A 22,042-nucleotide genomic window follows, 5' to 3' on the forward strand; every position below is an offset into this window, starting at 1 on the left:
AATGAACCAAGCTTTGTAAGCCCCCCTCCGGGTGCCCAAGTTGCGGCCGTCCGCGACGCGCCACAGTGCTGCCCCCCGTTCGTGCTCGGTGAAGGCGAGCGCTGCTCGCATTCAGCAGGGCATCTCCGCACACTTCCATGTCAGCGAGCACTAGTGGCAGGTTCGGGCACCCGAATCCGAACGCCTAAGGCGCGCACCAGCCCACACAACCTCGCTCGCTTACGAGAAAGGCCGTCGCCCCGACTTCGCGGAGAGCAATTGTCCCGCAATGCCGCTAAATGCATTAAGGGGAGGTTGGAGGAATCCAACCTCGACGCAGAAGCGCGCGCCCTGCGGCGAGAGTTCCGTGGATTTGCTGTGCGGTGATGGGTATGGAGTCCTCGCCGCTACGACGCACGATACTGATGTAGGCGCCCTCGATGCGGCCTTCGACTATAGCCCCGTGAACCAAAAAGGGTTTCAATTCCTCATGTTGAGGTGGAATCGAAATGACGACTAGTCCGCACCCATTACTTGTTTCCACGGTGTGGATGTTGAGGGCGACGGGGAACGGGAAGATGCGGTTCTCGATAGTTTGACGATAGCGTCGTGCCGTTGCTGTATCGATGGGCACGGGCTTAACGGACTTGACGATCTCGCCGCCTGGGATCCGTTTAGTGTCCATTCCTACGACGACAATTCCGCCGTCTTCGGCGTTTGCGAACCGGCTGACCGCTTCGGCTAGCGAAATCTTCCCCCGATCCGTTGTCAAGTCGTAGTGCTGTGACTTGACGTCAAGCCATGCCCCTTCAGGAAGACCAATCAGTAGGTCGGCTCGGCCACCGGTTATCAGGTCGACGATGGTTTCGCGAGTTACGCGCCCAGAGGTAGCTGCATCGAAAAGCCGCGTGACGCTTTCGGCAATTTTGTAAAGCTGATACAGAGTCTTGCCGCGGGTAGAGGTTGTGATAACAACTTCATGGCAGTAGGGGGCGGTGGACCGGTAGGCGTCCGCCCGTGTCTCGACCAGTTGGGCTCTCAGGCGTTGCATCAGTGGGGTGATCAGCGGCGCGACGATGTCGTGGAGCTGCCTGTCGTCATCGATGTATCTCTCGTCGAGGAGTGTGCACCTGACCGCGAGGCGGCTGTCGTCGAGCAGAGAGAAGGAGATCGCGTCGACGACAGCCTCTTTGGGGGAGTACTCGTCGTCGGGAGCAAGGTCGATGAGCACAGCATCGGGTTCGTCGCCGCGTTGGCGGGCCTTGCGCAGGGCCCGGGCAAGGTCTGTTGCGGTCGCCGCCCTGAGATCATGGCCCTTGATGATGAGGGAGTCGGCACCATTGAATGAACGACGGTGGTCGCCGAAGTACCACGTGTATCCCCGAGGATCACGTCGGACAGTGGGAGTCACGCGGGCAGGGTCGCACGAAAGCGCGTATCGCGGGAGTCGGGGCCGGCTATCGTGCGGTCGGGGTTGAGGCCGAAGCGTCGCAGTTGGTTTGCCTGTTCGACTTGCCCGTGGTCAGTCAGCAGGTTGGCTAGCCACTTGCCTGCACAGCGGTTGCCCGCGCAAAGCTCGTCCTTGAGTTCATCGAGGAGGCCGTGTGTGGCCAGTAATTCGGCGAGCTGCTCGGCAGGATCGATGTCTCCGCCGTTATCGTAGTTTTCTTCAATGTGTCGTTGCAGCTCGGCTAATGCGTCGTCAACGTGGCCGAGGTCGAGCAGCGCCGTAAGGATAATTCCCTCGTACGCCTCGCCGGCGGCAACGCGCACGCGAAGCTCATCTAGGTGGCCGCGCCGGGCGAGCAGTCGAAGCTCGGCATACTCATCCCCAGCGTCCGCTCGTCTTTGGAGTTCGTCTAGACGGTCGAGCAGTGCGAGGCACTCGACTACCCAGGCAGCGGCCCATGCGTTGGGTGGGGTGGCATCAGCCTGGGGGCGTACCAGGGCAAGGGCTTCTTCGGGGCGGCCGCGGCGTGCGAGCTGGAAGGCGAGCCTTCGGGCCGCGTACTCGTCGCCTGCCTCCGCCAGCTCCTTCAGCTCGTCAAGTCTGTCGTTGTTCGATAGCAGGGCAACGATTTCGAACCTGGAGCCCCAGTGGTTTCGGGTTCGCAATTCGGAGGCGGCGGCGTCGATATAGCCTCGGTTTTTCAGGGCCCAGATCAGGAAATCCGAAGCGTCCGGTTCGCCTTCGAGGTCCCATTCCCGCGCCTCAGCGATCGCGCCTTCGAGGTCGCCTCGATCTATTCGTATCTGGATCTCGGCACCACGGTTGCCGGCGTCCGCCAGCCGTTGAAGGATGGGCCGGGTGTAGCGGTACAGCATCCGGCCGTCGGCGTTGGCCTCTAGCTGTGCCAGCACATCGTGGTCATCGATGTGGTCCACCAGGGCCTGCCATGCAGAGGCGGGTGGGCAAAGGGTCCGTCGGGTGCGGCGACCGCGGTGCAGCAGGTAGTCGGCCGCGATGTATCCGCTGATCCCACCCATGGTGCCGTCGTCGACCGGCCTGAGGGCGGACGCGGCACCACGCAGCACTGTGGTGGCGTAGTCCAGGGCGTGATCCAGCCAATCATTCGCGGCGGTGGCCCGCTGGGCGGAGGTTAGATACCCCGGGACAGCATCAGCGAGAAGCTCACGCGTCAGCGGAGCGCCCACGCCCAGGCGCCGCGCATCCACTGCAGCTGAGATAACAGCCTGGCCGTAGGGATTCGCGGCTTGTTCCCACCAGCGAAGCAGCTCTGGTCCCGCAGCCAACACCTGGGTTACGCCGGCGTCAGTGTTGTCGAGAGCCTCCCCGATGCGCCCATCGATGTCAGCTAACTCCTGCGCCCGCCGGCGCTCCGCACCGCTGAACGCAGGTGCGACGTCAATGACATGAGCAAGATCAAGAAGTTCCCGACCGGAAGCGTGGTAGTCATCATCTCCAGGCCGGCACGGGGCGATGCGGGTGGCGTACTCATCGGGCCACATGGTGCCGACCACCACCGCTCCGGCTTGGAGCAGGGCGCGTGCCGTGCCGGCGGTTAGGCCAGTGTCGCGGGCAAGGTACCTCTGCATTTCGTCCAGCCAGACCACGGTACGGGCGGTGGGCGCCGCAGCAAGGGCCCGGATCTCCTCCGAGTCAGCCGGATGGACGAGCCACCACTCCGGAACGGTATTCCGGACGGCTTCATAGAGGGTCCGCGTCTTTCCCACCGATGATCCACCCACCAGCAGCACGAAACACCCCTGTTGGACGCCCGCGGCCAACGCCGCTCTCAGCTGGGGGTCGACATCGCGAGGGATATACATGGGTAGCTCGTCGGGAGCGACCTCGGCCCGGATCGCGGCGTGAACGCCGAGCCGCCGGGGTAACGCTTCCCGTGCCCGTATCGCACCGGCGGGTTGGGCGAGATCAGCGGTGCGCGCACGCTCCCACGCCGCCAGCCATTGAGCGAGGTCAGCCGGCGCGACTCGGCAGACTGCCAGGTAGGTCCGCAGCTTGTCCTTACTGGGCAAACGTTTGCCGTTGACGATCTCTCCAACGGTGCTTTTGCCCAGGACTTCCCAAAGCGATTCACCTGGGCGCGACCGCAGTTTCCTCGACTCGCGCTCGATGGCCTCGTACGACAGGTCCCTGCGGCGACGGAGCCCATCCAAGCAAGTAGCCAACTCGGCCAGGGTGTTTACCCGGGACGGATCAACTCCTGGTACGGAGCTTGATCGATCCACCCTAGTTTCCACCAATCCGCTTACTGTCCGACAGTTGGCACCGGCCTCCGACGGACAGAGTAGTAGCCGGTCGCTTACCGCTATGGCCGCCCAGGTCATCCGCCCGCGCCCGGCGGCGCCACCTCCGGGATCCTCCGACGCCATCGCCGGAGGGCTCACACCCCGGCTGCACTGGGACTCGTCCGCCAAGGAGCCGACTGGCCCTCACCACGTAAGGAGTTCCCCATGCAGCAGTGGCTCGACGTCATCCAGGCCACCAGCAATTTTCTCGCCTTCGCTGCCGCCCTCACGAACCTCACCATCGCGATCACTAGCCGCCGCACACCTTCCGGTCGACGGTCACCGAGCGGCGTCGAGAACTAGCTCCCTGTTGGCGCTGGTCCTGGCACCGCCTCGGGCGTCAGGGCCAGTCCGGGGCCTCTTATCAGCATGCTTGAAGCGTGCGGGCGCTCACCGGCAGGGGCAGTTTACCCTCGGCTGCCCACCTGATGCCGGCCGCTGTCACTGGGGGTAACAATGATCATCGCCTGGCGCGACTGAGCGTCGAGGACGAAATGATCTTGCGCCTGCGTACCCAAGCGGTGAGCCATCAGATGTCCAACGCGGTCACGACGACGGGCACGTTGCGGCTCGTTAGGTGTCGGGCGACCTCCGGAATGTGGGCGGCGGGAAGTCCGAGCGCAACAAGCCGTCGGGCGCGGGTGACGGCGACATAGAGGACCCGGAGCGCTTCTGCCGTATCAGGTGAAGTGCTGTTGGCAAGCGGTGGTAGCGCTCTGCCCTCGATCCACAAGGCGAGCATCCGGGTCGTCCGGTCCTCGTCAGGTACCAGCATGAGAACGGCGTCAGCTTCCTCGCCCTTGACCTGGTGCACGGTATCGGCCCGTGTTGCGGGAAGACCGCCGGGGGTCGCGGGAAGTTTGGCGACCGCGCTCGCGGGCCTGGTGCCTCTGCCCCGAGGAGAGGTGATGGCGATGCCGGCAGGCGTCGTTCGTCCAGGAGCCGGCGACAGTGTGTCGAAGGTGCGGCGGGCTGCGGCACACCAATCAGCGGCGGACAGGGACAGCTCGGGCAGTTCGTGTAGTGCGGTGGCGGCCAGGCGACGGAGATGGTGCGGGTCGATGCCATAGACAGCGTGTCGGTCGCTTGCTGCGGTGCTATCGGCGTCGGGCATCCAGTACCGCACCAGTGTGGCTTGGAGAGTCTGCTCGGCGAGGGTCCGGGTGCGTTGGTCTGAGGATGGTTGACGCAGAACGCCGACGGCCCAGATGAGTGATTCGACTGGGCTGGACGGTGGCCGCCGAGCACGACCGCCGAGCCCGGGAAGGGTCGCCGCACCGTGGGCCAGGATGAGCCGGTCGGCTGGGGCGATGTCGGCGTTGGTCGCGATGGTGTCGAACACTGCGAGCTCTTTGCCCTTGTCCAGCGCGATGAGGTGGACCGGCAGGTCGCTGTCGTGGTGGTCGGCCAGTGCGTTATCAGGCACGTGTCTGCGCGGGTCGGTGCGCATGGTTGCGGCGAGTTGGCAGATGGTGGTTGATGAGCGCCAGTTGCCGGTTAGCTCGATGGTTTCGGCGTGGTGGAGCAGTCGGGTGATCGCTGGCGTGCCCGGGTTGCGGAAGCCGTAGATGGCTTGGTCCGGGTCGCCGATGATGAGTGTGGGCAGTCCGAGCAGTTGGATGCCCCGCAAGATGTCGACGTCGACGTCGGAGCAGTCCTGCGCCTCGTCGATGATCAGCTCGGTAAACCGGGTGGGAAGGGTGTGCGCCAGAAGCTCTTTCCGCATTGCGAGATTGACGCCGGCCTGGCGGCGGACCTCCTCGCCGGTGAAGAGCCGGTGGGTGTTGGCTAGTTCGGTTCGCCGCTGCTCAGCTAATCGACAGACGGCGGCGATTTGGTCGTCGCTGAGGTGTCGGCGCCCACCCTCGAAGCGAGGAGCACCGCTCAGGGTTGCGATCGGTGCTGAGTTCCCGCCGGGATAGCGGAACTGGAAGTCGGCGAGGTCGAACTGCTGGCGGGTCTTGTCGGACCAGTATTCGATCTGCCGCAGTTGGCGGGGTGCGTCTCGCCAACTTTCGAGCCGTCGGAACGGGCGCTGGTTGGTCATGTCAGGTGGGGGTAGGAAGGGGCGGACGAGGAATCGCCAGAAGAACCCGTCCAGAGTCATGATGGCGTTCGGGTGTTGCAGCAGGTCGGGACGGTTGAGTTCGTGAGCCCGGGCACGGATCTGCGCTGCCGCCACCTTAGTGAAGGAGGTGATGGCTCGGCCGGTCGGTTGGTTGCGGGGCGTGGTGCAGTGTCGCTCCACGATGGTGCGGGTCTTACCGGCGCCCGGACAGGCGAGGACCGCGCGGGGTGCGGCAGTGGCCACGACGGTGTCCTGTTGGGCGATAGCTGACGCTCGACGCTGGTGCAAGTCGTCCGCGATGGCGGTGGCCGATGCGGTCATGACGGTATTGCCACCAGCCATGTCAGCGCCTCCCGGATGTAGGGCGGCACCTGCAACGGATGGTTGCCGCTCATGGTGCGGTCGAGGAAGTCCTGCGCGAAGTCGCCTTTGCGCAGCTTGGTCTTCTTCATGGCGGCGATCAGGATGCGGGCTCGTTCGTCGGCATCGGCAGCGGCGTCGACCTTGGCTTTGACCTTCCGGCCGGCTGTCGGGCGCTGCGCGGCCCAGGCGGGCCAGAAACCAGCGTTGCCCGCTTCGAGAAGTTCTGGTTCCAGCGTGCTGGGCGCGGCGAAAACGGTGGCGACGTCGGTGGCGTTGAGGCTTCCGATCAGGCGGTGGAGCTTTCCGAGGGGGTCATGGCGCTTGCCGGGGTCAGTGTCGGTGAGCACAACCACGCGCTCGGCGATGCGGCCCGACGGTGTCATGGTGAGCAGCATCCGCAGGTAGGGAGCGAAGTCCACACCGTCGATCGCGACGATTGTGGAGCCGACGAAGCGCGTCCAATCTCGTCCGCTGAACAGTGTTCTCGCCATCGCGGGCAGCAGGATAGCCTCGGCGATCCCTTCGACCAGGATGGTGCGGGGGCCGAACAGCATGCTGCTGCGGGTGGCGTCGAGATAGCGGTTCACGCGCGCTTCGTCGCTGGGCGGCAGGCCGAGCTCGGCGACGGCGACCGCCGACGCGGTGAACCTGACCGGCATGTTCCGGGCAGAGAGGTCGACGGGGCTAGACTCACCCGGGCTGACCGGGCGCCTTTGCAGCACCACGATGTCCGCCACGTCAGTGTGTGCCGCCAAGAGCGGCGCGTGGGTGGTGACCACAACCTGGATGCGGCCCAGCCAACCGTTGCCGGGCGCCTGCTGAGAGTTATGTGCGGTACGGGAGAGGTAGTCCAGCAGGACCGCCTGCAGCTGTGGATGCAGGTGTGCCTCTGGTTCCTCGAGGAGCAGCAGCGTCAGGTCCGCCTGGGCCGCCGCATGCAGGTGGGTCAGTACGGTCGCGATGTAGGCGAGGTTCGCATAGCCCATCCCGGACTCGGCCAGCTCACGAGGCACCACCCCCGCGTCCGCCATGCGTATCCGCAGCCCTTTCACCAGACTGGCAAGGTCCGCCCGCCCGTAGCCAAGATCGGTGACCTGCTCATGTGCGCCACTGGTTAGCTCAGCAAGGGGTTCATTAACCATCTGCGCCGCCCTCTGAAGGACCGGATTAGCCTCAATGTTCCGCAATTGGTCACCGACCGCGGTCTGGAAACGCTCACGATCGTGGCGATCTCCACGCTCATCAACGAAGGTTTCGTCGTCTAACAGGCGCGCTATGATCGCCCGGATTCGGGACGTGCCGGCCGATCCCAGTTCGCGGATGGCGTCGCGCAACGGTGGCAGGTAGACGTGGCGTAGCCGGTTTCGCGCGCCGGGATCAGGGTCGTCGGCCACCGCGCCGCTGCCGGCCGTCCAACTCGTCCTGCCCCGCGCCTCTGCGGCACCGGGTGGCTCGTAGGTGAGCGCGTAGCACGCTTCGGCCTCACCAGACATGGCCGCCGATGACGTGAACGCGTCGCTATAGGGGGCGAGTTCCGCCAGGGTGCCTCGCAGCTTCATTCGGAGCGTGAAGCCGGCGTGTTCCCCGGTACGGCACACATCGTCAGGGTCAGCCCAGAGCGAACGCCGGCCATCAAGAGGGTCCGTCACCAGCCGCAGTGCGTCCATTCCGCCCGACTTCCCCGCGCTGTTCTCCCCCAGCAACACGGTCACGCCGCGTCGTAATGGAACTCGGGCCTTGGTAAACGCACGGAATCCGACTAGCTCCAACTCCGCGAGGTACATCGCTTTCCCCTCCCATCACACCTGCAGGCCGGGAGGATAGCCGTGACAGCGGGGTGGTTTCGACGTACTCGCCCGTGACCATTGGCCAAGATGTTCTGGCGGTCTCGCAATTGACGGCGGAGGACGGCCGACTGGGACTCACCGGAGTAGCCATGGACTGCGGCGAGTTGTTCATCAGGCGAGGCCTGTTGGTCACGGTGCTCAAAAATCGAGGCAGGCACGGTGGTCGTTTGGCGAGAAGACCCGATTGCTCCCGATCGTTGGAGCGGCCGGGAGTGCGGGGAGCGGTGGCCGGTGTCGTATCGCTCTGGCGGCTTGTCGGTTTCCGTCGATGACGGGTGCGACGTGGTGGGCCGGTCGACGGCCACCTGCACGGTGGCGGAGGTCGGTGTGGCTGCGAACGGTTTTGGTGTCTCAGGTCTGGACGGTGAAAGGTCGTGGTGCGACGGTGTTCACTCGGGTGGTCATGCCGATGGCGGCGAGCGCGCAGCAGGTGGCGACCGCGGCGAGCAGCGGTGTGTATCCACTAAATGACGTCTCGTAACTCACTGAAGGCGTTGCCTCGCCCGGGCTGACGGCTCAGCCGGCGAGGATGATGTTGTGGAGATGGGCGATGCCGGAAGCAGCGTCGGTCAATGTGTGGGCGGCGCGACGGTAATCGCGCAGAATCTTGAAGCACTTCATCCTGGCCAGGGCGTGTTCCACCTGCGCTCGCACAGTGCGGTGTTGTTTGTTCAGGTCTGCCTTCCACTCGGGTAGCTCGCTGCCGTCGGCTGGCTTGCGGTACGGGATGATCACTTCAGGGTTGCCGCGGTAGGCGCCGTCGGCCATGACCGGCCGTCCGGCCAACTTCTGGTCGATGCCGCTGGTCCGGTAGACGATCGTGTCGTTGCGGTTGCCCGGTTGCGGGTCACCGAGGGCCACCACAAGGCGGGTGTGGGCGTCGATGGCGACCTGTAGGTTCGTTGAGTAGCGGTAGTTCTTGCTCGGGGCGGCCAGGCGGTGGTCCCGGGTCGGGATGAGGGTGCCGTCGACGATCGCGATCTGGTCGACCCGGCGCCGGCGAACCGGGGCCAAGGCCAGCAGCGGGCCGAGGGTGTCGATGACCCGGTGAGCGGCGGAGTGCGACACCCCGAACAACAGGCCGATCTGGCGCATCGTCAGGTTCGTCCGCCAGTACGCGGCCACCAGCAACACCCGGTCGGCCAAGTCGAGAGCCCACTGCCGGCCCGGCCGACCATCAGCGATCACGTCACCACCACGCTCGGCGACTAGCCGGACCAGCCGACGGAACTGGGCGGGCTGCAGCCCAGTGAACGGGAAGATCCACTCCGAGTGCCTCGCGGTGATCACCTGCACCCAGACATCCTCGATGATCGTCCTCAGCAGACAAACGCTGGGGTTACGAGACGTCCCTTAGTGGTGTGCAGGAGAACGGCGCCTGCAAGGGGTGCGGTGGCTTTGGCGATGGTGACGGGGGCGGCAAGGCGTCCGGCGACGCTCGCGTAGGCGGTGGTGCCGTAACGGTCCGCGAGCAGGGCTGGGGTGGCGAGGCTGGTGACGCCAAAGCCGAGCCTAAAGCCACCGTCGGTGATGACAGCGCCGGTGCGGCTGCCGGCGAGTAGGGGCATCGTGAGGATGGCGGCGGCTTGGGTGGCGAAGACGGCGGCCACGATCGTGGTGACGCGCAGCTGTCGGCGGGCGGCGGTGAGGACGAGCCGGCCGGTGACCGACAGGACGCCGAGCAGGCCTGTGGCGGTGGCGGGGTGGCTGCGGCTGATCAGGTAGCCGACGAGGTGGACGGTCATGGTGCTGGTTGCGGTGCCATGCGCGATGAACGTTGCGGTCAGGATCCAGAATCGGGCATTGCGCATCGCGGAATTGACGATCGCGCGACGCTGGGCGTGGGCCGGCGGGTTGGAGTCAGTAGGTGCTGGTGCCGCTGATGTGCGCGGTCGGCGGATGGTGAGTGCCTGCAGCGGCACGGTGACCAGACCATGGATGACGGCGAGGGCGAGGAGCGCGCCGCGCCAGCCGAGGTGCGCGGCCAGGAGACCGGCCAGGGGAATGAAGATAGTGCTGGCGAAGCCGAGACTCTTGCACCCAGATGGCCGTCGTTGCCGTCTGACCCAGGCTGCGGTCTGCCTCGTACCCCCGCCCGCCGAGGGGTACGAGGCTCGCAGCAGGTCTCAGTCACGCCTGATTTAGCCGACCGAGCCTCGGGAGGCGGCGTGCCTTCCTGCTGTCATGGCTGTGGGTTGCCTTTCCGGTCCGTCGTGTCGGCAGGGCCGGGTTCGGTGGGACGGCCGCGCAGCGTTGCTAGGCGCTGGCGGTACTCGTCGTCGCCAATTTCGCCGGCAGCATAGCGGCGGCGTAACACATCCTCCCCCTTTTCACCCTGCTCACTACGACCTGCGAAGGAACTGCGGCGGGCGAGCCAGATCACGCCAACGACCATGGCGGCCAGCACGGCCAGGGTTGCGAGGCCCATGAACGCCATCATCGGGCCCGTCCCGTTCCTACACATAACTACCTCCAGCAGCCGGATTTCCAGCCGGTTGAATGTCGCTGAGCAGCCCGTGCCACGCCTCGCCCGGGTCTGATCCGTACGGCAGCCCGCGCATGCCGCGCCCCTCGCCGCCGCTACCCCTGGGAAGCATGTGGCTGGAAGGTACGTAGCCGCAGGCTGTTGGAGACGACGAAGACTGAGCTGAAGGCCATGACGGCACCGGCGATCATGGGGTTGAGCAGGCCGGCGGCGGCTAGTGGCAGGGCGGCGATGTTGTAGGCGAACGCCCAGAACAGGTTGCCCTTGATGGTGCCCAGGGTGCGTCGGGACAGCCGGATCGCGTCGGCGGCAACTCGCAGGTCACCACGGACGAGCGTCAGGTCCGAGGCTTCTATCGCCGCGTCGGTGCCGGTGCCCATGGCGAGTCCGAGGTCGGCTTGGGCGAGGGCGGCGGCGTCGTTGACGCCGTCGCCGACCATCGCCACCACCTTGCCGTCGGCCTGCAACCGCTTGATCACCTCGACCTTGTCCGCCGGCAGCACCTCGGCGATCACCTGCCCGGCTCCTTCGCCGCCCGGCGCGTGCGCGGTGATGCCGACGTCGGCAGCCACGGTCCGGGCCACGGTCTCGTTGTCGCCGGTGAGCAGCACCGGGGTCAGGCCAAGCGCCCGCAGTTGCGCGATCGCCTCACGGCTGGTCGGTTTCACCTCGTCCGCGACGATCAGCACCGCGCGTACGACGCCGTCCCAGCCGGCCACCACGGCGGTCTTACCGGCGGCCTGCGCTGCATCGATGGCCTGCGCGAGGGTAGCCGGCAGTTCGTGGCCGTGGTCGGTGAGCAGCCGTGGCCGGCCCACGAGGACGGCCCGCTGGTCGACGATCCCGGATACGCCGAGCCCTTCCAGGTTGGTGAAGTCGGTGACGGCCGGCAGCTGGCCGACCCGGTCGATTGCCGCCGCGGCGATGGCCTTGGCGATGGGGTGCTCGGAGGCGTGCTCGAGCGCGCCCGCGATGCGCAGCGCCTCGGCCTCCTCGACACCGTCGTCGGTGACGAGGCCGGTGAGGGCCATCCGGCCGGTGGTGACGGTGCCGGTCTTGTCCAGCACGACGGTGTCGATCCGGCGGGTGGATTCCAGCACCTCGGGGCCCTTGATGAGGATGCCGAGCTGGGCGCCGCGGCCGGTGCCGACCAGCAGCGCGGTCGGCGTGGCCAGGCCGAGGGCGCAGGGGCAGGCGATGATGAGGACGGCGACCGCGGCGGTGAACGCCGCACCGGCCGGCTCTCCGGTGCCGAGCCAGAAGCCGAGAGTGCCAAGGGCCAGGACGATGACGACGGGTACGAAGACGCCGGAGACCCGGTCGGCGAGGCGCTGCACCTGCGCTTTGCCGTTCTGCGCGTCCTCGACCAGCTTGGCCATCTGAGCGAGCTGGGTGTCGGCGCCGATGCGGGTGGCCCGAACGATGAGCCGGCCGCCGGCGTTGACGGTGGCACCCACCACCACATCGCCGGGGCCGACCTCGACGGGTACGGACTCGCCGGTGAGCATGCTCTGGTCGACCGCGGAGGCGCCCTCGTCGACAACCCCGTCGGTGGCGATCTTTTCGCCGGGTCGGACCACGAACCGGTCCCCGACCGCGAGCTGGTCGGTGGGGATGCGCTCCTCCCGTCCGTTACGCAGCACGGCGACGTCCTTGGCGCCCAGTTCCAGCAGGGCCCGCAGTGCGGCGCCGGCGCGGCGTTTGGCGCGGGCCTCGAAGAAGCGGCCGGCGAGGATGGCCGCGGTGACCGCGGCGGCCACCTCCAGGTAGATGTTGTCGGTGCCGGAGCCGCGTTCGATGGTGAAGGTGAAGGGGTGCGTCATCCCAGGCTGGCCGGCGTCACCGAGGAACAGCGCGTACATCGACCAGGCGAATGCGGCCAGGGTGCCGACGGAGATGAGGGTGTCCATGGTGGCCGCGCCGTGACGCAGGTTCGTCCAGGCGGCCTTGTGGAACGGCCAGCCGCCGTAGACGACGACCGGTGCGGCCAGGATCGCCGAGAGCCACTGCCAGTTGGTGAACTGCCATGTCGGCACCATGGCCAACACCACCACAGGGACGGCGAGGGCGACGCTGACCCACAGCCGCTGTCGCAGCCGCCGAAGGTTGTCTTCTTCGGCGTCGGGGGCCGTAGCCGGGGTGGGCGAGGGTGGTTGCGGGACGTGCGCGGTGTAGCCGGTCTGCTCGACGGTGGCGATGAGGTCGGCCGGGCTAAGCTGTGGCGGGAACTGGACTCGTGCCTTCTCGGTGGCGTAGTTGACGGTGGCGCTGACGCCGTCGAGCTTGTTGAGTTTCTTCTCGATCCGGGCCGCGCAGGAGGCGCAGGTCATGCCACCGATCTGCAGCTCGATCAGGCCGGTGGCGGCCGGCAGTGCGGGCCCGGTGGTCTGCGACGTCATGTGTATCTCCTCGATCTGGGGTCAGCCCGCGGTGGCGGTGAATGAGGCGGCGCGCTTCACCCATCGATGGCTTGTCGGGTTGTTCCGGGCGGCGTCTGGGTCCATGGCTAGTCGATCTCGTCTGTTTGCTCGGGTGTGGGTGCCGAGGGTCGTCAGGCCGTCAGGTCCGGCACGTAGAACCAGGTGAACGGCGCCCAGGGCAGGTTGCGCAGTACCACCGAGTAGACGACGAACGCGATGGCGATGCCGATCGCGGTGCGCCGGCTGATGCGTGGCGTGGGTAGCTGCTTGCCGAACACCCAGCTGGCGATCCACCACAGCCACACGTAGGCGCCGACCGGGACCAGGGCGAGGGCGGCGAGGTGCATGCGGGCGGCGTCGATGATGTCGCCGTGTAGCAGGTACCAGGTCATTCGGGTGATGCCGCAGGTGGGCCCGTCGATGCCGAAGGCCATGTGCCACAGGCAGCGCCCGGACGGGTCGCCGACACGGTCGGTGGGGTTGAACGCGAGGACGTAGCCGAACCAGGCGGCCGGCACGGACAGCGCCCACAGCGGCGCGAACCGTACCCAGCCGCGCGGACGGTCCGGCGCCGCAGGCATCCCCGCCGCGCCCGCGAGGCTGCTCATTGCGGGGCCAGCCGGGCGGTGTAGCCGGCCTCGGCGATGGCGGCGATCACGTCGTCGGGGGTGCACCGGTCCGGGTCCAGGTCCACCCTCGCCTGGCCGGCGCGCAGGCTTGTCGCCGAGGAGGTGACGCCGTCGAGGTCTTCGAGGGCGTCGTCGATGAGCATGCCGCAGCTGGCGCAGTGCATGCCCTCGACGGTGAACGTGCGGGTGACTGTCTGTCCCATGGTGAGGCTCCTGTCCTTCCTGTCAGGGGGTGATGGTGAGTTGGCCGCTGTACATGCCCATGGAGCAGGTGTAGTGCAACGTGCCGGGTTGCAGAACGCCGAGGTCGATGGGGGTGTCACCGCTTTGCGGCAGGGCCAACTGCTTGTCCAGCGAGGGGATCACGAAATAGCTGGTGCACCCGACGACGCCGTCGGAGCGCATGACGAGCGTGGTGGGCACGCCGGCACGGACGGCGATGTTCTTCGGGCTGTAGGAGGTGTCGCGTACGGTCACGATGACTTCCTGCCGGCCGTCGGCGGCCAGGTGCACCACGGCCGGGTCGGTGACCGGCGGCGGGGCCTGGACGCCGACGGTCTGGGGCAGGTTGCGGGCGGCCAGCGGGGAGTCGGCGAGGGTCAGGCCACCGTTGAGCGTGTACAGGCCCATACCGAGCACGACCAGGCCGGTCAGGGCCGCGAGGCGGCCCTGCCAGGCGGCGGCTGCCCTGCGGGCGGCGTAGCCGAGGATCGCGAACAGTGGGCTGGTGCCGATGACGAACACGGCCATGGTGGCGGCGCCGGACAGCGCGGAGCCGGAGGTCAACGCGAGGGCTTCCACGGACAGGGTGATCCCGCACGGGACGAGAATGGTGAAGAAGCCGAGCAGGGCGGGGGCGACAGCGGCCTGGGACCGGGCCCGGCCGCGTACGAACCGCATCCAGGCCGCCGGGGGCTCGAGCGTGAACTTCCTGAACCCGGGGACACCGAGTTGGGCCAGCCCGAACGCGATGATCAGCGCCCCGGCGGCCAGCTGGGTCCACACCCGCACCGTCGGGGACAGTTGTGCCGCGCCGCCGACCGCGCCGAGCAGCGCACCCAGCAGGGTGTGGGAGACGAGCTTGCCGCCCAGGAACGCCCCGACGGGGGCGAAGTCGTCACCTGCCTGGGCCCGGAGCGTGCGCAGCCCGGCCACCGCGCGCAGGCCCAGCGGCTTCCGAGGTTCGATGGTGCGGGCACGCCACTGCTGCTGCGGTTTGCGAGCCGGCGGTGCGGTCCTGCCGGGCGCCTTCCCGGACGACTTTGCTGACGCGGGTCGCTGGGCGGCGCCCGCCCCGCGCTGAGCCGCCGGTGCGGCGTTGCGTTGGCGGGTGACCAGGCCGGTGAGCAGCCCGCCCTGTACGGCGGCGCAGGAGACGCCACCGGCGAACAGGCCGGTGACCAGTACAGCACCCAGATTCACAGGTGATCCCTTCGGTTGGTTAGATGCCGGTCCGCCCGGGGCCGACGGTGGCGCGGAGCGGCGACAGGCGGCGCGGTCGCGTGAGGTCTGCGGACCAACAGGCACCTCCTTCGGTGGACGCTCGCCACATTACCTCCTAATCTCCTAAGGAGTTTAGGAGGTCGGCTGCTGGGGGTATCCGCCGTGGGAGATCTGCTGGTCAGGCCGGTGTCAGCCACCTCCCTGCTTGCCGGGGTGGTGGTGGAGGAGATCGCCCTCGGCAGCGAACAGGGCAGCCTGCTCGCCACCCAAGCCGGGGTGCTGTTCGCTCCCGGCATCTCTCTCGACGGAGCGCCGTTCACCTTCGGCCGGCCTTCCGAACGGGCGCTGCGCCGCGCCCTCGACCGCCGCAACCTCACTCACGACAGGAAGTGACCCGCCATGGAGAAGCTCGTCTACCTGCTGCCCATTCTCGTCTGCCCGCTCATGATGAGCGCGATGATGTGGATGATGATGCGGGGCAACCACACCAGCGCTGCGCTGCAGCCCGGTAGCCAGGAGGAGATCGCCGCCCTGCGGGCTGAGGTCGCGACCCTGCGCGCCGGCCAGCAGGCATCCACAGGAACGGGCGCGACGGCATGACCGACCTGACGCTCGCCACCGCCGAGACGCCTCCGGTGTGTCCGTGCACACGGCACGAGAAGCCGCAGAACACGAGCAGCGAACAGTTGGCCCGGTTGCGCGGCGGGGCCACGCATGAGGGATGTGGGGTCAGGTAGCCATGGCGAAACCCAACCGATCAGGCGCCAGGCCGAAGCCGCGCCGCCCCGTGGCGAAAGCAGTGGCTGGGGGCCGTTCGCCAGCGCTGATCGCGACGTTCGTCGCGGTAGGCGTCCTCGCCGTCGCCATCATCGGCTACGCCATATACGCGGTCACCCGCGGCGATGGCGGGCAGCCGGCTGGGACGAACATCGCCGGGCTGACCAACTACCGGGCCAGCGACCCGAAGATGCTCACCCGCAACCACGTCAGGGGCGCCGTCGCCTACCCGGTGAGCCCGCCGGTGGGTGGCGATCACAACCCGATCTGGCAGGACTGCATCGGCGACGTGTACCCGGCAGCGATCGCGAACGAAAACGCGGTACACAGCCTCGAACACGGCGCCGTGTGGATCACCTACCGACCGGATCTGCCTGCCGACCAGATCGAGACCCTCGCCGGCAAGGTCCGCGGCACGCCTTACCTGTTCATGTCGCCCTTCCCCGGACTGGACCGGCCGATCTCCCTGCAGGCGTGGGGCTACCAGCTCAAGCTCGACACCGCCACCGACCCACGCGTCGACCAGTTCATCAAGGACTTCCGGATCAAGGCCGCACCGGAGCCGGGCGCGCCCTGCTCGAACGGGGTCACCGCCACCGGCACCACCCCGCACAACACGCCCGGAGGATGACCCAGCACTCTCATTCACCGGCGTGGCCACACACCCCGCTCAGACCCCCCGCACCTGAAAACGCCGAACAGGGAGAGCCACCACCGCCATGATCGACCCACCCACCGGCGGGCCCGCCGCCCGCACCGGCCGCCGTGCATACCTGCTCGGCGGGCTCGCCGCGGTGGTGGCCCTCGCGGTCGGCGTCGCCATCGGCCTACTCGTACCGTCCTCCCGACCCGGTGACGGGTCGGCCGAGGCCGGGTTCGCCCGCGACATGCAGACCCACCACGCCCAGGCCGTGGAGATGTCGATGATCGCCTACCGGCGCTCGGCCGACCCCGAGATCCAGACCATCGGCCTGGACGTGGCGTTGACCCAACAGGCGCAGATCGGCACGATGCGCGACTGGCTCGACCAGTGGCAACTGCCGCCGACCGGAAGCCGGCCGGCGATGGCCTGGATGCCCGGCCACACCCTGACCGCCGACGGGCGGATGCCCGGCATGGCCAGCCGGCAGGAGCTGGACCGGCTGCGGGCCGCCACCGGCCGTGACCTCGACATCCTCTACAGCCAGATGATGATCCGCCACCACCTCGGCGGGATCATGATGGCCGAGGAGGTCCTGCGCCGCAGCGACCGCGCCGAGGTTCGTTCCGTGGCGGAATCGATGAAGGCCAGTCAGCAGAACGAGATCACGGCGTTCATGGCCGTGCTGGCCCGCAACGGCGCCAAGCCGTCATAGGCAGCGGCCCCTGGGATGGCGGCACGCGCCGTGACCGGCGCGGCGCGCATTGCCGCCACCACAGCGACCACTACCACCAGCAGCCGCCGCATAGTAAGTCCGGAGGGCCGTCCTGGTCGGGTCAGGAGGGCAACGCCGGACACATGCCCAGCACCGGGAACACCTGGACCGCCAGCAGCGTCACAGCCGGGGCCAGCGCCAGCACGGTGATCCCCGCCACCAGCCCCGCCCGCTGCGCCCGGCCGAGTGGTGCAGGTGGAGTCAACAGCCGGTGCAGCCGCTCGGCGGCGTCTCCGCCAGTCGCCGCGACCACCCCAGCCAGGGCCGGCGTCCGGGAGCCGTGGTCGATGGCGTTGGCGGTCGCCATCGTTACCAGGGCCCGCGCCAGGCTGATCGGGGCGTGCCGGGCGATGGCCACCTCATCGGCACGCATCTCCACCAGCCGGCACAACTGAGTATGTGCCACCGCGAACAGCGCCATACGCGGGAACGCGTGGTGTAGCAGCCGCACCCCGTCCAACAGCAGATCGTGGCGGCCCGCGGCGTGAGCCCGCTCGTGCGCGAGCACCGCCGCCACCTCGTCGCCGGCAAGCTGCTGCAGCGCACCGGTGGTCACCACCACCCGGCGGCCGTGCCCGGCCACCACGTAGGCAGCCGGTTGTGCGTTCTCCACAACAGTGGCGCCCAGCTCTGGCGCCGTCCGTCCCGCCATCGCGAGAATCCGCACATGGGCGCGACGTCGCGCCGACGCGGCCCGCGCCAGCCGCACCCCAGTCAACAGCAGCCGGACGGTCAACCCCAACCCTGCCAGAAGTACCACAAATGCCGCACTCCGACCGAGCAGGCCGAAATCGCCACGAGCAGCCTGCACGCACCACCGCCACGCCATACAGGCCGGGGCGGTGGCGGCCTGCCACGGCGCCACCGCGGCCAGCACCGCCCCGGCCGCCGCCGTGAGCACCGCGCCAAGCACCGCATACCAGGCGGCGATGCCCAGCCTCGGCGACCGGTACACCCAGTCCGCCTTGGCAAGGCCCCGCGGCGCCAGCGTCGAAACGGCAATGGCGAACAGCAGCAGGTGCATTCCGGTCACTTGGCGTTGCTCCGCTCGTGCGCCTGCAAGGCCTGGCGCAGCGCCGCAGCCTCGTCGGCGCTCATCCGACCGACGAACCGCACGAGGGCCTCCGCCGGGTCGCCGGCCTCGTCCAGGGCGTCGCGCATCAGCAGCGCTCCGTACTCCTCTCGCGATCGGGTCGGCTCGTACCGGTGGGCCCGCCCTTCGCGTTCGCGGCGCAGCCACCCCTTCTTGTACAGGTTGTCCACGACCGTCAACACCGTGTTGTAGGCAATGTCCCGATCAGGCAGCAGATCCGAATGAAGCTCCCGCACCGTCGCCGGCGCATTGCGGACCCACAACCGGTCCATGATCGCCGCCTCAAGGTCGCCGAACCCTCGCACACCCACCTCCGATCGCGAACACCTAACCAGCATAGGAGTTTGAAGCGGGGCCGGCCAACCTCGGAGGTTTCACAACAGCGGAACCCGGGCGCTATTGCAGGTCAGCCAATCCAGCCTGCCGACCCGCGCGTCGATGATCAGCAGCCGTAGGCCACTCCTTATGCAACACCCGATCCCGGGGGGTGCCGGAGCAGAGTGGGCCGCACCCGCCACCCCGAGAGGACTGCACAGGAAGCGGAGACGCGGCTCTGCAGTCGACCAAAGAGACGCCTCGACGGGGCCGAGTCATCCCTCACCGCGTTTCAGCCGGCGCCGCCGTCATCGCCGAGCGCCAGCCGGCACCCGCGGCTCGCTGTGCCGTCGCCGCCGGCCATACCGTACGAGCGCCACGGCCACGACGGTGGCTGCGGCAGCGAGTGCCCACAGCAGCGGATTGCTTCGCAGGTCCGCCGGGAGTTGCTGGGCGAGCACGAACACGCCCATCACCACCACGAACCAGCCGAAGACCTTGCGCAGCACGTCGGCGGGGATCAGGCCGGCGAGTCGTCCGCCGGCCAGGCTGCCGGCGACGGCGGCAGCGGTAACCGCGACGGCCAGCCCCCAGTCGACGCTGACGCTGGAGAGATATCCAGCCAGTCCAGCGAAGGATTTCATCGCGATGACAACCAGGGAGGTGCCGACCGCGACCGGCATCGGCAGGCCACCGAGCAGCGCCAGGGCGGGGACGACGAGGAATCCACCGCCGGCACCGATCAGGCCGGTGACCAGGCCGACGACGACACCGTCGACGACGACCCGCGCCACCGGCAGCTCCCGAGGTGCTGGCCTGCCCTCAACGTCCCTTCGGCCACGGATCATCGCGACAGCCGTCGCTAGCATCATGAGCGCGAACCCGGTCAGCAGCACTCCGGCGGGGATGAACTCTGCAAGCCGTCCGCCGGCGTACGCGCCGGTCATCCCGGCGGCGCCGAAGATCAGCCCGGTGCGCCAGCGCACCCGGTTCGCGCGGGCGTGCGGCAGCACCGCGACGGCGCTTGTCACGCCGACGACCAGCAGTGAGGTGGCGATGGCCTCTTTGGCGGGCAGGTCGGCGACGTAGACCAGCAGCGGCACGGCGAGGATTGACCCGCCACCGCCGAGCAGGCCGAGAGCGATCCCGATCAGCACGGCTCCCGCGATGGTCAGCATCAGGCCGGTCACGACCGGCTCGCCGTAGATGTACCGCGCAGCTGCCCGACGATGGTGTCGATGTCACAGCTCGCCCCCCGGTTGTAGGGCAGCTTGCTCAGAAGCATGCCCATCGCACACGTGTTGGTGACGGCGGCGAAAGTCAGCCCTGCGCCGATGAACGCGGCCACCCACTTCGCGCCCGGCACAACGACCGAGGCGAGGATGCTGAGCAGCACGATCGACCCCGCGACGAGGCGGACCTGCCGCTCCAGTTCCCACCGCGGCCGGCCCGTGTTCACGGGCGCGCCCGCGCCCTGCCAGGCGACGATCCCGCCGGTGAGAACCTTGAGGTGAGGCAGCCCCGTCTGGGCGAGAGTCTGCTCGGCCTGGGTGGCGCGGACGCCGGAGCGGCAGACCAGCACCACGTCCTCGTCGAGGTGGTCACGCAGTTCGGCGCGGTGTTCCTTGAGCAGGTCCAGGGGCACGTTGTAGGAGCCGGGGATGTGGGCGGTCTCGAACTCGGCCGGGGTGCGGACGTCCAGCACTCGGGGTGCCTGGCCGGAGTCGATCAGCTCGCGCAGGGTCGCCGCGTCGAGCGTCGCAGGGGTCGGGGAGTTGGTCATGTCTGTCCTCGTTCAGTGTGGGTCCTGTCCGCAGGGCGGGCAGGGTCGGTCAGGCGGCCGGCCAGGGTGCGGCGGTCACCGTGTGGGAAAGAGCGGTTGTGAGCGGGTGTCGAGGCGACCAGCGGTCAGGCGGCGGGTGCCATGGTCACGCCGGCCTGGGCGGCCCGGTCGAACATGTCGTCGATCAGCACGACCTGCCGGCCGGCGTTGACCAGCAGCGACGCGGCGGCGGTGGCCCGGTAGCCGGAGCCGCAGTGCACCCACACCACGCCCGCGGGCACGTCAGCCAAGCGCTTGGGCAGATCGGGCAGTGGGACGTGCACCGCCCCGTCGATGTGGCCGGCGTTCCACTCGTTGGTCATCCGCACGTCCAGCACCAGGTCGGGTGCCGGCAGGCGGTCGGGTGTGTGCCCGGCCTTGGCGGCGGCCAGTGACGGAAAGTCGGCGATGGTCAGCGCGCGCAGGTCGTCCGGGTCGGAAGCCCACTGCTCGGGCTGGCCGGTGGTCTGGGCGGCGGGTCGGTCGATGCCGATGCGGACCAGTTCCCGCTGGGCGGCGGCGACCTGCTCCGGGGTTTCGGCGAGCAGGGTGATCGGGACCCCCCAGTCGATGAGCCAGCCCAGCCAGGTCGACATCGGCCCGTCGAGGCCGAGGCTGACGGTGCCGGCCAGGTGTGAGGCGGCGTACGCCTTGCGGTGTCGCAGGTCGACCACCCACTGGCCGGCGGCGATCCGCTCGCGCAGCTCGGCGGCGTCGGCTCTGGTCACCGGGCTGAGGTCGACCGGCGTAGGGCCGGTGGCGTTGGCCGCACCCATGTGGGCGTAGTAGGCCGGGTAGGCGTCGAGCCCGGCCAGGGTCTCGGTGACGAATTCGTCCGCGGCGAGCCGCATCACGGGGTTGGCCTGCTTCTCCCGTCCGATGGTCGACTCGGGCGCGTCGGCCTGGCTCGCGGAGCAGAAACTGCCAAACCCGTGGGTCGGCCACACCTGCGCCCCGTCGGGCAGCAGGTCGGCCAGGCGCCGCGCCGAGGCGTGCTGGTGGTGGGCCAACTCGTGGGCGTGCCGCTGGCCGAGCAGGTCGGTACGGCCGGTGGTGCCGAACAGCAGGGAGCCGCCGGTGAAGACGCCGACCGGCTGCCAGCCGCTGCCAGCGGCCTCGTCGAGCACGTACGACAGGTGGTGGAACGTGTGCCCGGGCGTGCCGACCACTCGCAGGCGCAGGGTGTCCGAGACGGGCACCTCGTCACCATCAGCTACCGGCATTCGATCAAAGCCCACCTCGTCGGCCGCCGCCACCAGGTAACGCGCGCCGGTGATGCGGGCCAGTTCCAGCCCGCCGGAGACGTAGTCGTTGTGGATGTGTGTCTCCACCACGTGAGTGATCCGCACGCCCCTCTCACCCGCGAGGTACAGGACACGATCGATGTCGCGCTGCGGGTCAACCACGATCCCCACCTGGCCGTCGGAGGCCAGGTAGCTGCGGTCGCCGAGCGACGACGTCGCGATGACGGTCACCTCGATTGCCACTGCTTCTCCCTTCACGCACACATACCCCCAGGGGTATGCAGGAAACAGACTTCTGCCTTGTTTTGGCACATAGTTCACCCGCTCACGTCGCCGTTGTCCGGCGACTGAGCAGGCGCTCTCAGCTGTGG

General features: G+C 68.3%; 21 protein-coding genes. 5 read left to right on the forward strand and 16 right to left on the reverse strand.

Annotated features, from left to right (window positions below):
* Nucleotides 1-283 precede the first annotated feature (283 nt).
* Together D7223_RS32385 and D7223_RS00220 are read right to left on the reverse strand one after the other, a co-directional pair.
* Nucleotides 284-1,390, reverse strand: coding sequence for an RNA-binding domain-containing protein (locus D7223_RS32385; RefSeq protein WP_147252465.1), 1,107 nt, complete (start codon nt 1,388-1,390; stop codon nt 284-286).
* Complete coding sequence (locus tag D7223_RS00220; protein ID WP_147252464.1) at nt 1,387-3,198, reverse strand: hypothetical protein; 1,812 nt, start codon at nt 3,196-3,198, stop codon at nt 1,387-1,389. The genes D7223_RS32385 and D7223_RS00220 overlap by 4 nt, the downstream gene beginning before the upstream one ends.
* Nucleotides 3,199-3,915: 717 nt before the next feature.
* On the opposite strand from D7223_RS00220, the gene D7223_RS32640 reads away from it, so the two are divergent.
* Entirely contained in the window at nt 3,916-4,053 is a 138-nt protein-coding gene (locus D7223_RS32640; RefSeq protein ID WP_158610800.1) for a hypothetical protein, read from the forward strand.
* Between the two features lie 226 nt (nt 4,054-4,279).
* On the opposite strand, the gene D7223_RS00225 is transcribed toward D7223_RS32640, so the two are convergent.
* From D7223_RS00225 to D7223_RS00265, 9 genes are all read right to left on the reverse strand, one after another.
* A complete protein-coding gene (locus D7223_RS00225) occupies nt 4,280-6,160 on the reverse strand; it encodes a UvrD-helicase domain-containing protein (protein WP_120723540.1) in 1,881 nt (626 codons plus the stop codon).
* A complete protein-coding gene (locus D7223_RS00230; RefSeq protein WP_120723542.1) occupies nt 6,136-7,965 on the reverse strand; it encodes an ATP-dependent nuclease in 1,830 nt (609 codons plus the stop codon). The genes D7223_RS00225 and D7223_RS00230 overlap by 25 nt, the downstream gene beginning before the upstream one ends.
* Before the next feature lie 579 nt (nt 7,966-8,544).
* Nucleotides 8,545-9,324, reverse strand: a complete 780-nt coding sequence (locus tag D7223_RS00235) for a transposase family protein (RefSeq protein ID WP_120723544.1) — start codon at nt 9,322-9,324, stop codon at nt 8,545-8,547.
* Between the two features lie 23 nt (nt 9,325-9,347).
* Entirely contained in the window at nt 9,348-10,151 is an 804-nt protein-coding gene (locus tag D7223_RS00240) for an MFS transporter (protein WP_120723546.1), read from the reverse strand.
* 59 nt (nt 10,152-10,210) lie between these two features.
* A complete protein-coding gene (locus D7223_RS00245) occupies nt 10,211-10,468 on the reverse strand; it encodes an SHOCT domain-containing protein (protein ID WP_186832195.1) in 258 nt (85 codons plus the stop codon).
* 140 nt (nt 10,469-10,608) lie between these two features.
* Nucleotides 10,609-12,912 carry a heavy metal translocating P-type ATPase gene (locus D7223_RS00250; RefSeq protein WP_120723548.1) on the reverse strand — a complete coding sequence of 768 codons (2,304 nt, stop codon included), beginning with the start codon at nt 12,910-12,912 and terminating at the stop codon, nt 10,609-10,611.
* 152 nt (nt 12,913-13,064) lie between these two features.
* The gene (locus D7223_RS00255) at nt 13,065-13,541 is read right to left on the reverse strand and encodes a DUF2752 domain-containing protein (protein ID WP_238161379.1); all 477 of its coding nucleotides are present in this window, start codon (nt 13,539-13,541) and stop codon (nt 13,065-13,067) included.
* On the reverse strand, nt 13,538-13,765 hold the full coding sequence (locus D7223_RS00260; protein ID WP_120723552.1) for a heavy-metal-associated domain-containing protein: 228 nt from the start codon (nt 13,763-13,765) through the stop codon (nt 13,538-13,540). Before D7223_RS00260 ends, D7223_RS00255 begins: the two co-directional genes overlap by 4 nt.
* A 22-nt stretch (nt 13,766-13,787) precedes the next feature.
* Nucleotides 13,788-14,984, reverse strand: coding sequence for a sulfite exporter TauE/SafE family protein (locus D7223_RS00265; RefSeq protein ID WP_120723554.1), 1,197 nt, complete (start codon nt 14,982-14,984; stop codon nt 13,788-13,790).
* A 207-nt stretch (nt 14,985-15,191) separates the two neighbouring features.
* On the opposite strand from D7223_RS00265, the gene D7223_RS00270 reads away from it, so the two are divergent.
* From D7223_RS00270 to D7223_RS00285, 4 genes are all read left to right on the forward strand, one after another.
* Nucleotides 15,192-15,398 (forward strand): hypothetical protein, encoded by a 207-nt coding sequence (locus tag D7223_RS00270; RefSeq protein WP_147252463.1) that lies wholly within the window; start codon nt 15,192-15,194, stop codon nt 15,396-15,398.
* Between the two features lie 6 nt (nt 15,399-15,404).
* Nucleotides 15,405-15,605, forward strand: coding sequence for a hypothetical protein (locus tag D7223_RS00275; protein ID WP_120723558.1), 201 nt, complete (start codon nt 15,405-15,407; stop codon nt 15,603-15,605).
* A gap of 139 nt (nt 15,606-15,744) precedes the next feature.
* Nucleotides 15,745-16,413 carry a DUF3105 domain-containing protein gene (locus D7223_RS00280; RefSeq protein WP_238161381.1) on the forward strand — a complete coding sequence of 223 codons (669 nt, stop codon included), beginning with the start codon at nt 15,745-15,747 and terminating at the stop codon, nt 16,411-16,413.
* A gap of 88 nt (nt 16,414-16,501) precedes the next feature.
* Nucleotides 16,502-17,137: a DUF305 domain-containing protein gene (locus tag D7223_RS00285; RefSeq protein ID WP_120723562.1), complete on the forward strand. Its 636-nt coding sequence runs from the start codon at nt 16,502-16,504 to the stop codon at nt 17,135-17,137.
* 121 nt (nt 17,138-17,258) lie between these two features.
* Here D7223_RS00285 and D7223_RS00290 read toward each other — a convergent pair whose 3' ends face one another.
* The 5 genes from D7223_RS00290 to D7223_RS00310 all read right to left on the reverse strand — a co-directional run bounded on the left by D7223_RS00290 (nt 17,259) and on the right by D7223_RS00310 (nt 21,914).
* A complete protein-coding gene (locus D7223_RS00290; protein WP_120723564.1) occupies nt 17,259-18,221 on the reverse strand; it encodes a M56 family metallopeptidase in 963 nt (320 codons plus the stop codon).
* Between the two features lie 5 nt (nt 18,222-18,226).
* Nucleotides 18,227-18,595 (reverse strand): BlaI/MecI/CopY family transcriptional regulator, encoded by a 369-nt coding sequence (locus D7223_RS00295; protein WP_238161382.1) that lies wholly within the window; start codon nt 18,593-18,595, stop codon nt 18,227-18,229.
* Between the two features lie 318 nt (nt 18,596-18,913).
* Entirely contained in the window at nt 18,914-19,783 is an 870-nt protein-coding gene (locus D7223_RS00300) for a sulfite exporter TauE/SafE family protein (protein ID WP_120725529.1), read from the reverse strand.
* A gap of 8 nt (nt 19,784-19,791) precedes the next feature.
* Entirely contained in the window at nt 19,792-20,388 is a 597-nt protein-coding gene (locus D7223_RS00305; protein ID WP_120723566.1) for a rhodanese-like domain-containing protein, read from the reverse strand.
* 125 nt (nt 20,389-20,513) lie between these two features.
* Nucleotides 20,514-21,914, reverse strand: coding sequence for an MBL fold metallo-hydrolase (locus tag D7223_RS00310; RefSeq protein WP_120723568.1), 1,401 nt, complete (start codon nt 21,912-21,914; stop codon nt 20,514-20,516).
* Nucleotides 21,915-22,042: the final 128 nt, after the last annotated feature.

Origin of the sequence: Micromonospora endolithica, from assembly GCF_003626595.1 — a bacterium.
Classification (GTDB): Bacteria; Actinomycetota; Actinomycetes; order Mycobacteriales; family Micromonosporaceae; genus Micromonospora; species Micromonospora endolithica.